This is a genomic window from Amycolatopsis sp. NPDC031561 (genome assembly GCF_055580625.1).
This window is the reverse complement of record NZ_JBVILA010000004.1, coordinates 435,868-449,394: the sequence shown is the minus strand read 5'-3', so window position 1 is coordinate 449,394 and position 13,527 is coordinate 435,868. Positions and strand designations below refer to the sequence as shown.

The window sequence follows — 13,527 nt, the reverse complement described above, 5'->3', positions numbered from 1 at the left end:
CCACCGCCCGGTCAGGCTGTCTCTTCCTCCGCTTCCGGCTCCTCGGCAGGCCGAGTGAACAACCGCGTCGCCGAAAGCCGCGCGACACCGTCCGGATCCCCGAGTTCGTCGGTGGCGTTGCGGATGGTCGCGTCGACGGACAGGTACTTCCGCCCCGCCCGCAGGTCCGCGTCGTTGCGCAGCCGCACGATCAGCGGGAACTCGCTCAGCGCGCCGGCGTCGAACAGGCCGGTCGTGTAGATCAGCTGGACACCCAGCGCCTCGGCCACCGCCCGCTGCAATTCGAGCAGGTACCCGGCCGAGGCACGGCCGATCGGGTTGTCGAGGAACAGCACACCGGAGTGCCGGTTGCGGGCCTTGCCGCGGTTGTTGGCCCGTAGCGCCGCCAAGGTGCAGTACAGGATGATCGCCGCGGTCAGCTGCTGCCCGCCGGAGAACACGTCCCGAATCTCGGAAACGCGCTGGCGTTCGGTCCGCAGCACGGAGTCCGGTTTCAGCATGTCGACCCGGAAGCCCTTGGGAGCGGCGGCCTGCACGCCGCGCAGCACGAGCGAAAGCCCGTCCCGCTTGACGTCCCGGCCGTCGGAGGTCTTCCCCACCGCGGCCTCGTCGACGACCTCGCCCAGTTTCTCGGCGAGCACGTTCTCTTCGAGTTCGGTGAAGCGGATCCGCAGGAACTCCTGGCCCGACCAATCGCCGAGACCGTCCGGCAGCCGCGAAACCCGTTGTGCCGCGCGAAGAGTGCGCAGCGCGCCATCGACCATGCCCTGCAGGCGGGTGATGATGCCGCCGCGGTGCCGGTCGATCTGCGCGAGATCGTCGGTGAGCGTGCGCAACCGCGGGCGCAACGCCTCCGCCCATTCCGCGGCGTGCGCGGGCAGCTGGTCGCGGCGGACCGAGATCACCTGCTGCCGCACCGGCGTGCTGAGCTTCTCGAACCGCTTGTCCGTGGCGTACTGCGCCAGCTGGTCCGCCGCGGCCCGCACCCGGCGGTCACCCGCGTCGGCCGCGTCCTGCGCCTCGGTGAGCGCGGCGTTGAGCCGGGAGTGTTTGGTGCGAGCCGATTCGACGTCGCCGTCGAACGCCGCCGCGTCGTCCTCTTTGGACAGGAGATGGGCCATCGACTCGGCCAGCAGACCGAAACCGGACGCGGACGTCTTCGCGGACTCCAACGTCGCTTCGGCCGCGGCACGGCGTTCCTGCAGTTCCTCCCATTTCCGCGCGGCGGCGGACACCTCGAGGCTGGCGTCGTCGATCAGCGCCAGACCGTGCTCGATGTCCTTCGGCCGCGCGTCGGAAGAGATCGCGGCGAGCGCGGACGGCTGTTCCGGGAGCTGGCTCAGTTCCGCCTTGCGGGTCGCGACGAGGCCGACGATCTCGGTGCGTTCGTCCTCCAGCACCGCGACCGCGCGGTTCGCCCGCGCCTGCGCGGCGGCGCGCGCCGAAGCGTCGGAACCGTCGGGCGTCTCCAGCAAGGTCAGGGCCCGCTCGCGGACGGCGTCGTCCAGTGCCTCGACGGCCGCCCGCGCGGACGCCTCGACACTCTCAGCCTGGTCGAGTTCGGCCCGGAGATCGCTGCCGACCTCGACCTTCGAGTAAGCCTCGGACGCGGACGCGAAGGTGCGCCGCAACGCGTCCACCGGCTCGGCGGGCGTGGGGTCGTCCTCGGTGACGTCGCTCGATCCCGGCACCTCGGCCAGTTCCGACTTCGCGGTCGTCGCCGTGCGGCGGTGCCCGTCGGCGGTGCGTTGTTCCTCACCGGCCTGCTCGCGCAGCCGGGAGGCCTTCGCCGCGGCTTCGGACGCCGTCGACTCGGCCCGCTCGGCGGTCTCCGAAGCCCGCTCGACGTCGTCCGTCCACTCGGGAATCTTCGCGACGCGCGTGGCGAGCGCCTCCAGACCGCGAGCCCGCTCCCCCGCCCCGGCCGACGCCGTGCGCAGCTCGGGAACGCGCTCCCGCAACCCGGTCGCCTTCTCACCGAGGCGCTGGAACTCCTTTTCCGCCTGGTCCAACGCGGTCCGCGCGGTCTCGTGCGCGGTGCGCGCGTTCTGCGACTGCTCGGCCAGCGTCGCGATGCTGCCGGGCGGGTAGTCCTCGCGCCAGGTCTTGAGTTTCCAGGACAGCGCGCTGTCGTCGGCCAGCGACGTCGCCAGCGCTTCCAGGCGGCGCTGCCGTTCCGCGTGGCGGAGCGCGATGGCCTCGCGCTCGGCGTCGGCGGCTTCCTCGTCGTACATCGCCGGGTTGGGCGGGACGAGGAATTCGATGCCCGCCTCGCCCGGCAGACGGTCGGTCGTGGTGGCCCCGGTGGTGGCGACCGGAATGATCGTGGTGGGCAGCAAGCGCCGCTCCGCCAGCACCTTCTCGGCGAGCCGGACCTGATCCGGTTCGTTGAGCAGGATCCCCGAGACCAGCTGGGGCGCGCGGGCCAGCACGGCCGCCCGCCGCTTCTTGTCCAAAGTGGACAGGTACCGCCAGCCGGACCACGCGTTCATCCCGGCGGCTTCCAGCGCGTCCAACGCGGCCTGGACCTCTTCGGTGGCGGGCAGGAGACCGCCGGAGCCGAGCGCGTTCAGCGCGCGCTCGTCGACGGATTCCTCCATCCGCAACGCGGTCTGTTCCTTCTCCGCGGTCGAACCCGCCTCGCGAAGCCGCTCCAGCAGCACCGGCAGATCCGTCTCCAGCGCGACGTCGTCCGCGCCGAGGAGTTCGGTCAGCCGGGGTTCGACGGCGAGCGCGTCGGTGCGCCGGTTGGCCCGGTCCAGTTCCTCGGCGGCGCGTTCCAGCCGGTCCTTCGTGGACCCGGCGAGCCGGTGCGCGTCGTTGACGGTGGCCTGCGCGGACCGCAGATCCTCGGCCACGCGCTCGAGTTCCTGTTCCCGGCGAACGAGTTCGGCGGAGGTCGTCTCGGCCTCGGTCCGGGCCGCGCGCGCCGCTTCGGCGACGTCGGCACCGGCCTTGAGCACACCGGCGCGGACGGTTTCCGCGATCTCCTCACGGATCTCCGCGATCCTTGCGCCCAGTCCACGGGCTTCCGCGCGGCGCGAAGCGGCGAGGTTGGCCGATTCGTCACGTTCGGATTGGGCTTTTTCCGCTTCGGCGCGGAGGGCACCGACATGCGCTTCGGCCTTCGCGGCCTGCTCGGTCGCGTTCTTGGCCAGCGCCAGCAGTCCCCTGGCGAGCGCGGCCGCGGCGGTGTTGCGCGCCTGCAGCGCGGGTTGCGCCTTCTGCTCGCGATTCCCCACCAGTTCGCGGAAATCGCGCGCCTTGCGGGCGGCGTTGAGGTGGTTGAGCACGGTGGCGCATTCACGCCAGGCCTCGGCCGCGGTCTTGGCCTCGGCCAGTTCGCCGTCGACCCGCTTCTTGCTCTCCTGGGCCTCGTCCAGTCGCAGTTTCCCGACCAGGCGCCGGAGTTCGGTGACGCCGGCGGTGAGACGGCGGTGGTCGCCCTCGGCCAGTTTCTCCGCGGACTTCACCTCGTCGACGTGCTGATCGAGCCCGCTCAGCCGCTCGTTCTCCAGTTTGTCGCGAGCGGCGACCTGACCGGCCAGCGTGCGCATCTCGGCGCGGGCCGCGTCGGCGAGCTTCCGCGACGCGGCGGCGACGCCTTCCTCCTCGGCCAGCGGTGCGAGCAGTTCGAGCGCTCCGGCGACGAAGTCCCGCTCCGACAGCAGATCCCCGCGCTGCGCGAGGTTGTGCGCGTAGGTCGCGACGACCTCGGCGAGGTCCTTCGGCTCGTCCTCCGAAAGCACCGCGCGCAGCAGGAACTCGACGAACGCCTCGTCGGTGCTGAACGCGAAGGCGTCCGCCGCCTCGCCCTCACCGGCGTTCATCGCGCGCTGGTACCGGAAAAGCTCGGTGTCGAGGCCGAGGCCGTCCAGCCGGGACGTCCACTCGTGGTGGCGCCGGGTCCAGAACAGCTCCAGTTCCGGCTCGCCGCCGTGCACCTTGTCGAGCTGGTCGTGGAAGCCGGACATCGTCAGCAGCCTGCCGTCCGAGGTCAGCGGCAGCGAGTCCAGATCGAGCGAAGGCGTCGGTCGGAAGCAGTACCAGGAGTCGACGAGGTTCTCCGAATCCGCCGACACCACGTGCCCGCGCCATTCCGACACCTTGCCGGTGATCACCCTGTGGCCGGTCTCGACCTGTAGCCACTCCAAGGCCACGTGCGAGACGTCCTTGGCCGCGACGAACTTCTCCAGCACCTTGGTGTTCGTCGTGCCGACGACCTGGCGGCGGCCGGGCAGCATGACCGAGAAGATCAGCTTGATCAGGACGGACTTGCCGCCGCCGTTCTCCAGGAACAGCACGCTCGCCGGCGACGGGCGCCGCGGCGGCCCCTCCCCCGCCAGATGGATCCCGGCGCTGAACAGCGCGTCCTGCTTGGGCGCGGTGATGGCCGCGCCGACGCCGCTGAAGTCCAGCACGACGTCCTGGTACCGCGCGCCCGACGGGCCCACCGAGTGCAGGCGAACCCGCGAAAGCTCGTACATCTTCTCCCCTTTAGAGCGTGTCCGACGCGGCCGCGCGCAACGTCCCGCCGCCGTTGGCGACCGAGACGACGTTCAGCGCGAGCAGATCGTCGAAGGCCGCGTCGGCGGCGAGTTCGCGCACCTGCACCTGGTAGCGCGGTGTCGTGCGGTAGGTCCCGCCCTGTTCCCCGCTGACCTGGACGAGAAAACCCTGATCGGCGAGGAAGCGCAGAGCGCGCGCGACCATGCCGCGGGTGGTGTCCGACGCCAGCCTGCCGTCCTTGGTCGCCGCGGCCGCGGGGCGCCGGGCGTAGGCACGCCAGGCCTGTTCGAGTTCGGGCGCGTCGGCCAGCGGGTCGTTGTTCGACTCGGCTTCGGCCGCGCGCTCGTCGAGGATCCGGCACGCCTCGCGCACCATCGCGTCCACCTGCTCGACACTGACGCGGCCGATGTAGGTGTCGTTGGCGAGGTCGTCCGGGCGCGGGTAGCCGAGCGCGGCGGTGGCCAGGTGGATGAGCCCGTGCAGGACCTTTTCGGTCTCACGGCGTTCGCGGATCTTGCTCTGCCGTGCGTAGCTGTCCATCTTGATCTCGAAGACGGACTCGTCGGTCGCCGCCAGCACGGCGCCGGCCTGGAGATTGACCTCCAGCACCATCAACCCGAGCCCGGCCGCGACGGCATGCGTGAGCTGTTTGAACGCCCTGTCCTCGCCGTAGCGCCGGACGAGATCGCCGTAGACGACGTCCCGTGACGGCAACTGCTTCGGGCGCATGCCGAACGAGACGAGCCGGGCCGCGTTTTCGACGTCCCCTGTAGAAAACCCCGTCGTCACGCGACCTCCTCCTCTTCCTGGTCTTCACGATCGACCCTGGCCGACGAAAGCAGCAGATCCGCTCCGCCGAACTCGGGGTCTTCGAGCAAAGTGCCGTCGTCGACGGCCAGCAACACCTGGCGCTCCCCCAGCCGGAGCGCGGCGCCGACCTCGGGACTGTAGGCGTGCACCGCCCGCAACGCGACCAGGGCGGGCAGCCTCGGATCGATCAGGCGGGCCTCTTCGAGCAGTCCGGACAGTCTTCGCGGCACCTCGGGCAGGTCGAGCAGGTCGTCGGCGAGGCGCCACTGCTCGTCGCCGAACTTGTCGGTGACGTCGGCGGGCATCAGCTCGGGTTCGGGGATCTCGCCGACGAGCTGGTCGCGTTCCGGTGCCGGCCGCAGCAGCAGCGACACCAGCGAGGACAGCGACGGCACGGTCGGCGGGGAGATCCCGGCCCCGGCGTGGAAGAACGACTCGGCGGGCGCGACGGCGTCGGCGATCGGCAGGCCCAGTGTCGGCATCAGGAGCTGGCCGAACAGGTCGATCGTCGCGCGCTGCGGCGGCCCGGAGAACTGCTGGCGGTCCTGTTCGGCGCGGAACACCGCCCCGGCGTCGGCGAGCCTCGACTGCAACCGGGTGTGGCGGCGGATGCAGTCGCTCACGATGTCGACGAGTTCGGCGGCGCGGCGTTTGCGGTCGAGGTCCTCGGTCTCGTCACGGGACGCGGTGATGTTCTTGAGGATCGCGTTCTCGGCGCGGAAGCGGGACTCGATATGGGACAACGCCTGGTCGAGCAGGTCCGGGACCTCACGCTCCCAGTCGACCGCGCGCACGTCGCGCCGGGTGGCGTCGAGCTTGGCGCGCAGCGTCTCGCCGTACTGGACGGTGCGGTAGCGGGCCTGTTCGGCGGCGAGCTTCGCGTCGGCGAGGCGACCGCGGTTGATCAGGTTCTCGAGTTTGACCTCGGCCGCGATCTGCGCGGATTCGACATCGGTGTCCAGCGCGCCGACGAGCACGTTGATCGCCTCGTCGGTGGCGCGCAGGTAGACCTCGCCGTCGGGCGCGGCCAGCTCGACGAGCAGTTTGAAGTCGAACTGCCGCCGCTGGTAGCCGCCGCCCGGGCCGATGGAGCCGTAGACCCGGCGGAACCCGCGATCGGTGGTGCCGATGTTGATCAGGTTGTCGAGCACCCAGCGCGCGACCTTGGCGTGCTCGTCCGGCGTCCGGCCCGGCGCCTGGAGCGCGACGAACGGCAGGAGCCGCACGATCACCTGTTCGTGGTCGGCGCCGGTGTCGAAGTCCATCGACACGGTGACCTGGTCGATCGTGTGCAGCGCGATCTCGGCCATCTGGTAGATCGTGGCGTCCGCCCAGTCCAGCTTCGCCTTGCGCGCGTCGAGGTCGTGCAAGGGCGCGGTGCAGGCCAGCGCCTTGAGGCGGCGGGTCAGCCCCTCGTCGGCCAGCCCCATCCCGGTCAGCTCGTCGTCTCGCACAGCAGGCCAGGTTAGTCGCCGCCCCCGGCACCCCGCTCGGGTGACCGGGGTGCCCGTCGCTCCGGGCGGCGGTAGCGTCTGGTTCATGCGTGAAATGAGCCGGGACGAATGGTGGGACTTCGCGAGCAAGGACACCCGCACGGGCATGCTCGGCCTGGTCCGCGCCAACGGGGCGCCGATCGTGACGCCGGTGTGGTTCCTGCTCAACGAGGGGCCCGACGGGGACGAACTGATCTTCACCACCGGCACGGACACCCTCAAGGGGAAGGCGCTGCGGCGCGACCCTCGGCTCTCGCTGGCCGTCGACGACCAGAAGCCGCCGTACTCTTATGTGCAGTTCACCGCCGAGGCGGTCTTGCACCACGACTACGACGAGATGCTCGAATGGGCGACCAGGCTCGGTGGCCGGTACATGGGCCAGGACCAGGCCGAGGCCTACGGCAAGCGCAACGCGGTGCCCGAAGAGTCCTTGGTGCGGGCCAGAATCGTGAAGGTGATCGCGCGGGCGGACATCGCAGGCTGACGCCCCTTCTCTTCTCCGCGTTTAGTCCTCTGGATGCGGTAGTTGCGTCACACAAGTACCGCATCCAGAGGACTAAACGCTTTCAAAGGGTGTCGCCGTCCCGCTGACCGCGACGCCGGGCATCACGTTCCGTGAGTGTCTTCGTCGACTATTGACACGAAGCACCCGCTGGTGTGTGATCTGAACCATAGATAGGAAAGTTTCCTAACTAAAACTCCCACTCCCCCACCGGGTCCGCCCGGTCCGCCGTTGCACCCTCCCGACCCCGACTTCACGCATGGAGGCTCCAGTGGCACCCCGACCACCGTGGCGCGCGCTTCTCACGTGTGCCGCCGCGACGGCGATGACCTTCGCCGTCCTGCCGGCTCTGCCCGCCGGCGCGGCACCGACCGAGCACGAATCCGAACTCGCGACCATCTCCCAGGGCGCCGTCGAAGCGAACCACGCTGGCTATTCCGGCACCGGGTTCGTGAACTTCGACAACGTCGCAGGCAGCTATGTCGAGTACACGGTGAACGCCGCGCAGGCCGGAACCCAGACGCTGACTTTCCGCTATGCCAACGGAACCACGGTCGACAGGCCGGTCTCGCTGAGTGTCAACGGCACCGCTTCCGGGACGCTTTCCTTCCCCGGCACCGGCGCGTGGACCACCTGGAAGACCGTCACGAAGGACGTCGCGCTGGCCGCCGGGGCCAACAAGATCCGCACTACCTCGACGACCGCGAACGGCGGGCCCAACGCGGACAAGCTCACCGCGAGCGGAGTGCTCGACGCGGAAGCGCCGACCCCGCCGAAGAACCTGGCCGCCAAGGACGTCAAGGCCCGCAGCGCCACCTTCACCTGGGAAGCCGCGACCGACAACGTCGGCGTGGTCCGCTACGACGTCATGCGCGGCGGCAACGTCCTCAAGACCGTCGACGGGAACACGCTCACCACGACCGTCGACAACCTGCAGCCGAACACGGCCTACGACATCTCGGTCGGCGCCTTCGACGCGGCCGGGAACCCTTCGCAGCAAAGCAATGTCGTGCAGTTCACGACACCGTCCAGCGGGGACACCACACCGCCGACCGTGCCGGGAAACCTGCGCTCGACGTCGGTGACCGCGAACAGTGTCTCCTTGGCGTGGAACGCTTCCACCGACAACAGCGGCACGATCGCGGGCTACGACGTCTACCAGGGCACGACGAAGGTCGCGACGACACCTTCTCTGGAGGCCACGATCACCGGGCTGACGGCGAACACGTCGTACACGTTCACGGTGAAGGCGCGTGACCTCGACGGCAACGCCTCCGCCGCGAGCAACGCGCTGACCGCCAAGACGAGCGGCAACGCGGGCGGCGGGATTCCCGAGTACGACAAGGACATCACGAAGGCCGACCTCGCCTGGTCCGTCGACTTCCTGCCGGACGGCACGGCGCTGGCGACCGAACGGGACCGGTTCGAGATCCTGCGGATCACGCCGTCGGGCCAGAAGACCACGGTGGGCAAGGTTCCCGGCGCTGTCGGCACCAACGGCGAGGGCGGGCTGCTCGGCATCGCGATCTCGCCGAACTACGCCATCGATCACGCGATCTACCTGTACCACACGGCTTCCGGCGACAACCGGATCGTGAAGATGACCTACGACAACGGGACGCTGTCCTCGACGTCGACGCCGGTGCTCACCGGGATCGCGAAGAACCGTTACCACAACGGCGGACGGATCCGTTTCGGCCCGGACGGCAAGCTCTACGTCACCGCGGGCGACGGGCAGAACAAGGACACCGCGCAGAACAAGGGCTCGCTCAACGGGAAGATCCTGCGGGTCAACCCCGACGGTTCGGCGCCAAGCGACAACCCGTTCTTCTCCACCGGCGGCAACGCCCGGTACGTCTGGAGCTTCGGGCACCGCAACCCGCAGGGCCTCGCCTGGGATTCCCGCGGTCAGCTGTGGGCCTCGGAATTCGGTGACGGCAAGCTGGACGAGCTCAACCTGATCCAGAAGGGCGGCAACTTCGGCTGGCCCCAGTGCGAAGGCACCGACGGCTCCTGCGGAGGCACTGTCGCGCCGAAGAAGACCTGGCCGACCAGTTCCGGCGGGCCGAGCGGGATCGAGATCGTCAACGACTGGGTCTACGTCGCCGCTGTCACCAGCGAGCAGCTCTTCGCCACCCAGATCAACGCGGCGGGCAACGGCGTCGGCTCGGTGCAGTCGCTGTTCTCCGGCCGCTGGGGCAGGCTCCGCTCGGTCACCAAGACCCCGGACGGTGGCTTGTGGGTCACCTCGACCAACGCGGACAAGAACGGCGGCACGCCGAGCGGAATCGACAACGTGGTGGTGCGGTTGAAGTTCCCGGGCAGTGGACAGCCGGGAGCGTTCAAGCTGGCCAGTTCCGCGTTCGCCGACAACGCGTCCATCCCGGCCAAGTACACCTGCGCCGGTGACGGCACCGCGGGGCAGGACACCTCGCCGCCGCTGGCGTGGGGTGCCGGGACCACCGGCGCCAAGGGATACGCCGTCGTTTTCGCCGACGTGGCCAACAACGGCAACAAACTGCACTGGGCGATCTGGGACGTCCCGGCGTCGGCCGCGTCGCTCCCGGAAGGACTGGGCTCGGGCTTCACCGTGCCGAACCAGAACGGCGCCAAGCAGAAGGCCATGGGCAGCGGGGCGAACGCGCAGAAGTACTTCGGCCCCTGCCCCGGCGGCTCCAGCCATCCCTACACGTTCACGCTCTACGCGCTGAACACGGCGACGGTGCCGGGCCTCACCTCGTCCTCGACGATGGCGCAGATCGAGACGGCGATCAAGAACGCCTCGACGGCCAACGTCAAACTGCGCGGCAATTCCAACGCCGCGTCCTGAATCGCGGGCGGGGTGTCCGGAGCGGCGCCGGACACCCCGCCCGTATCCATCAACGCCGGGGATCGCCACCTCGTCCGGGATTTCCCGGCGGGGTGGCGTTTTCGTGGGAAACAACCTCGTTGACGCGGCGTCAGCGGACCGGCAGGATCATGGTCAAGCAGGCTGTCCTGGTCGGGGCCCAGTGGAGACACCTGCGGCGAACTGGGGAGAAGAATGCGTAACCTGAAGCGATTCCTCGTGTCCATGACCGTCCTCGCCGGATTCTCGGCGCTGTTCAGCGCGCCCGCCGCCCAGGCGGACGAGCGCGTCGACCTCGGTCAGCTGTCGCTGCGTCCCGCGAACGTCCGCGGTGCCGGTTTCAGCGCGCAGCAGCAGGCGTACCTGCTCGGCCCGGCTTCCGACGAGAGCCGCTGCCTGGACGCGGATCTGGGCACCATCAACGGCAACGGCACCAAGGTCCAGCTCTGGACCTGCATCATCAACCCGGACAACACCATTCCGGCCAACCAGGCGTGGTACATCGCCCAGAACCCCGAGGGGCGCTACCGCTTTCAGAACGTCCACAACGGACGCTACCTGGACGCCGACCTCGGCTCGATCAACCGCAACGGCACCAAGATCCAGCTCTGGGACTACGTGGCGGGCGGATCGAACCAGTGGTTCACCGTCACCGAGAACCCCGAGGGCTTCCTGCGCCTGCAGAACGTGCGCAGCGGCCGTTACCTCGACTCCGACCTCGGCACCGCGGGCCGTGACGGCGGCGTCGTGCAGTTGTGGGACTACGTCGCGGGCGCCAAGAACCAGTGGTGGTTCTGATCTGTTCACCGAACCCGTGAGTTCCTGATGTCCGGGTCCTTCACCGGCCGCTAGGCTTCGGCCGGTGAAGGACTGGACGTTCTGCCCTCGCTGCGGCGAGCGGACGCGGCTCGCCGGGCACGGCGAGGAGAACCACGTCGAATGCCCCGCCTGCGGCTTCACCAGATACGACAACCCGCTGCCGACCACGGTCGGCCTTATCCTCGACGGCGACCGGATCCTGTTGCTGCGCCGGGAACATGAGCCCGAGAGGGGCAGCTGGGACACTGTCGGAGGCTTCCTCTCCGGCGCCGAGAGCGCCGAACAGAACCTGGTCCGCGAAGGACTCGAAGAGATCGGCTGCGAACTCGTGAACCTCCGGTTCGCCGGGTCGTACCCGTCGGTCTACGGCGACACCGGATGGCGGACCATCGGGCTCGCCTTCACCTGCGAACTCCCGCCGGACGCGGAAATCGTGTTGTCGGAGGAGAACTCCGAGTACGCCTGGTTCCCGCTGACCGACCGCCCGCAGCTCGCCTTCGCCGACTGCGAGGCCGCGGTGTCGGCGCTCACCAGCCGAACAGATTCCGCATGATCCGCGAACACCGCTCGGTCATCGCCGCGGCGTCCTGATCCGGCTGCTCGATCCACCAGCTGATCAGCGAATCGACCACCCCGGTCCACACCTGGGCGATCGCCTCGATGTCACGATCGTCGTCCAGCCCGCGCGAGCGCATCAGCTGGGCCGCGCCGATCAGGGCGAATCCGTCGAGCCGGTAGCGGTAGTCGACCGCGACCCCGGCGATCTCCCCGGTCGAGGGCACCGTCGGGTCGCGGAGCAGCTTCCACGCGTAGCGGTCGTTGTCGAACGTCTCGAAGATGGCCGAGAGCACCGCGAGCGGCATCCGCTCCGGTGGCTCCCCCTCCGCCGCCATCGTCTCGGCGACCCCTTCGGTCAGCCTGTCCCCAGCCCGGTGCAGGCAGGCGAGATACAGCCCGTCCTTCGAGCCGAAGTACTGGTACAGCAAGGGTTTCGTGACACCGACCCGCCGGGCGATCTCCACCATCGACGCCCCGGCGTACCCGTTCTTGCCGAACTCCTCCGTACCGGCGCGCACGATCTGCGTCTCCCGCTCTTCGCGGGGCATGCCCTTCGTGCCGACGGCCCTTGCTTCTGTCACGGCGCTTATCTTACCCTGAGGTAAATGACCCTAGGGTAAGTTACCTGAGGGTCAGATCTCGGCGGTGAGACTGAAAGAGGGTGCGGTGCGGTGGCGGATTTTCTGGCCCATCTGAGTGACCCGGTGCTGATGGCGACACCGGTGTTCCTGCTGTTCGTCGCGATCGAGATCCTCGCGCTGCACGTGCTGGGCCACGACGACAACGTCATCGGCTACAGCGTCAAAGACACCCGGACCAGCATGTCCATGGGCGCGGTGGCGGTCGTGATCAACGGCGTCTTCCGCATCGCGATGCTGTTCGTGTTCGCCGCGCTCTACGAACTGGCGCCGGTGAAGTTCAGCCCGCACGACTGGTGGACCTGGGTCTTGATGCTGCTGGGCCAGGAGATCGTCTTCTACGCCTACCACCGGGCGAGCCACCGCGTCCGGATCATGTGGGCGGGCCACCAGGTGCACCATTCGAGTGAGCACTACAACTTCTCGACGGCGCTGCGGCAGAAGTGGACCCCGTACTTCCAGCTGCCGTTCTGGTCGATCCTGGCCCTCGCCGGCATCCCGCCCTGGATGATCCTCACCGGCCTGTCGATCGACCTCGTCTACCAGTTCTTCGTGCACACCGAGAAGATCCGGAAGCTGCCGCGCTGGTTCGAGTACGTGTTCAACACTCCTTCACACCATCGTGTGCACCACGGCAGCGACAAGGAGTACCTGGACGCGAACTACGGCGGCATCCTGATCATCTGGGACCGGATGTTCGGCAGCTTCGTCCCCGAGGGCAGGCGGCCGACCTACGGGCTGACCAAGAACGTCGAGTCCCACAACCTGCTCAAGGTCGGCTTCCACGAGTACGGCTCGATCCTGCGTGACGTCCGCGCGGCCGGATCGTGGCGGGACAAACTCGGTTACGTGTTCGGGCCGCCGGGCTGGCAGCCCGCGGAGGCCAGGGCGATGAGCGGCCAAATGTATTGACCTAGGACAGCGCCACGGAAAGGACTGCGCCAGATAGAACGACGCCTCGTATGGTTTCGCCCCGTTGTCGACGGTGTACCCGCTGTCCAGGACACCGTCGGCGCCGGGGAACAGCGGTGTGAGGTCCGGGCGCGCGGCGACGAGGTCGTCCCGGTCGGCCAGGCTGCTTCGTACGCGACGACGGAACCGAGCGAAGCTTCGCGAACGGCCGCAGCCGGACCAGCGCGTTCAGCACCGGACGCGCGGCGGCGCGCACACCTTGGTACTCCTCGGAGGTTCCGCCCAGTCGCGCCACAGGGTGTCGGCCAGCGCGGGGTCGCCGGCGAGCCGGACGCCGCCCGCGAGACTCGGCAGCCATTCCGCCTCGAGAGTGTCCGCCGACTTCTGCTCCTGGGCGATGCCGTGCACCAGAACGATCCGAGCCATGCGACCAGTATC

Annotated in this window: 10 protein-coding genes; 5 read left to right on the top strand and 5 right to left on the bottom strand. The window is 69.0% G+C overall.

Annotated elements, in window-relative coordinates:
- Nucleotides 1-11: 11 nt before the first annotated feature.
- From ACZ5IK_RS13745 to ACZ5IK_RS13735, 3 genes are read right to left on the bottom strand one after another with little or no spacing between them, the layout of a single operon-like run.
- A complete protein-coding gene (locus ACZ5IK_RS13745; RefSeq protein ID WP_465487973.1) occupies nt 12-4,487 on the bottom strand; it encodes a hypothetical protein in 4,476 nt (1,491 codons plus the stop codon).
- 10 nt (nt 4,488-4,497) lie between these two features.
- Nucleotides 4,498-5,238 carry a hypothetical protein gene (locus ACZ5IK_RS13740; RefSeq protein ID WP_101613082.1) on the bottom strand — a complete coding sequence of 247 codons (741 nt, stop codon included), beginning with the start codon at nt 5,236-5,238 and terminating at the stop codon, nt 4,498-4,500.
- Nucleotides 5,239-5,294: 56 nt separating this feature from the next.
- The gene (locus ACZ5IK_RS13735; protein ID WP_465488028.1) at nt 5,295-6,749 is read right to left on the bottom strand and encodes a hypothetical protein; all 1,455 of its coding nucleotides are present in this window, start codon (nt 6,747-6,749) and stop codon (nt 5,295-5,297) included.
- A gap of 109 nt (nt 6,750-6,858) precedes the next feature.
- Between ACZ5IK_RS13735 and ACZ5IK_RS13730 the strand changes: the two genes are divergently transcribed.
- From ACZ5IK_RS13730 to ACZ5IK_RS13715, 4 genes are all read left to right on the top strand, one after another.
- On the top strand, nt 6,859-7,296 hold the full coding sequence (locus ACZ5IK_RS13730; protein WP_465487972.1) for a PPOX class F420-dependent oxidoreductase: 438 nt from the start codon (nt 6,859-6,861) through the stop codon (nt 7,294-7,296).
- Between the two features lie 343 nt (nt 7,297-7,639).
- Entirely contained in the window at nt 7,640-10,144 is a 2,505-nt protein-coding gene (locus ACZ5IK_RS13725; protein ID WP_465488027.1) for a PQQ-dependent sugar dehydrogenase, read from the top strand.
- Between the two features lie 213 nt (nt 10,145-10,357).
- On the top strand, nt 10,358-10,960 hold the full coding sequence (locus ACZ5IK_RS13720) for an RICIN domain-containing protein (protein WP_465487971.1): 603 nt from the start codon (nt 10,358-10,360) through the stop codon (nt 10,958-10,960).
- A gap of 64 nt (nt 10,961-11,024) precedes the next feature.
- Entirely contained in the window at nt 11,025-11,534 is a 510-nt protein-coding gene (locus ACZ5IK_RS13715; protein ID WP_465487970.1) for an NUDIX domain-containing protein, read from the top strand.
- Here the strand turns inward: ACZ5IK_RS13715 and ACZ5IK_RS13710 are convergent.
- Nucleotides 11,509-12,120 carry a TetR/AcrR family transcriptional regulator gene (locus tag ACZ5IK_RS13710; RefSeq protein ID WP_465487969.1) on the bottom strand — a complete coding sequence of 204 codons (612 nt, stop codon included), beginning with the start codon at nt 12,118-12,120 and terminating at the stop codon, nt 11,509-11,511. The two genes, ACZ5IK_RS13715 and ACZ5IK_RS13710, sit on opposite strands and share 26 nt — an antisense overlap.
- A gap of 90 nt (nt 12,121-12,210) precedes the next feature.
- Between ACZ5IK_RS13710 and ACZ5IK_RS13705 the strand changes: the two genes are divergently transcribed.
- Entirely contained in the window at nt 12,211-13,089 is an 879-nt protein-coding gene (locus tag ACZ5IK_RS13705) for a sterol desaturase family protein (RefSeq protein ID WP_465487968.1), read from the top strand.
- A 228-nt stretch (nt 13,090-13,317) separates the two neighbouring features.
- Here the strand turns inward: ACZ5IK_RS13705 and ACZ5IK_RS13700 are convergent, their stop codons facing one another.
- Entirely contained in the window at nt 13,318-13,515 is a 198-nt protein-coding gene (locus tag ACZ5IK_RS13700; RefSeq protein ID WP_465487967.1) for a hypothetical protein, read from the bottom strand.
- Nucleotides 13,516-13,527 lie beyond the last annotated feature (12 nt).

Excerpts from the sequence above, each read along its gene's own strand:
- ACZ5IK_RS13745 (WP_465487973.1), bottom strand. The coding sequence starts at position 4,487 with ATGTACGAGCTTTCGCGGGTTCGCCTGCACTCGGTGGGCCCGTCGGGC.
- ACZ5IK_RS13740 (WP_101613082.1), bottom strand. The coding sequence starts at position 5,238 with ATGCGCCCGAAGCAGTTGCCGTCACGGGACGTCGTCTACGGCGATCTC.
- ACZ5IK_RS13735 (WP_465488028.1), bottom strand. The coding sequence starts at position 6,749 with ATGGGGCTGGCCGACGAGGGGCTGACCCGCCGCCTCAAGGCGCTGGCC.
- ACZ5IK_RS13730 (WP_465487972.1), top strand. The coding sequence starts at position 6,859 with ATGCGTGAAATGAGCCGGGACGAATGGTGGGACTTCGCGAGCAAGGAC.
- ACZ5IK_RS13725 (WP_465488027.1), top strand. The coding sequence starts at position 7,640 with ATGACCTTCGCCGTCCTGCCGGCTCTGCCCGCCGGCGCGGCACCGACC.
- ACZ5IK_RS13720 (WP_465487971.1), top strand. The coding sequence starts at position 10,358 with ATGCGTAACCTGAAGCGATTCCTCGTGTCCATGACCGTCCTCGCCGGA.
- ACZ5IK_RS13700 (WP_465487967.1), bottom strand. The coding sequence starts at position 13,515 with ATGGCTCGGATCGTTCTGGTGCACGGCATCGCCCAGGAGCAGAAGTCG.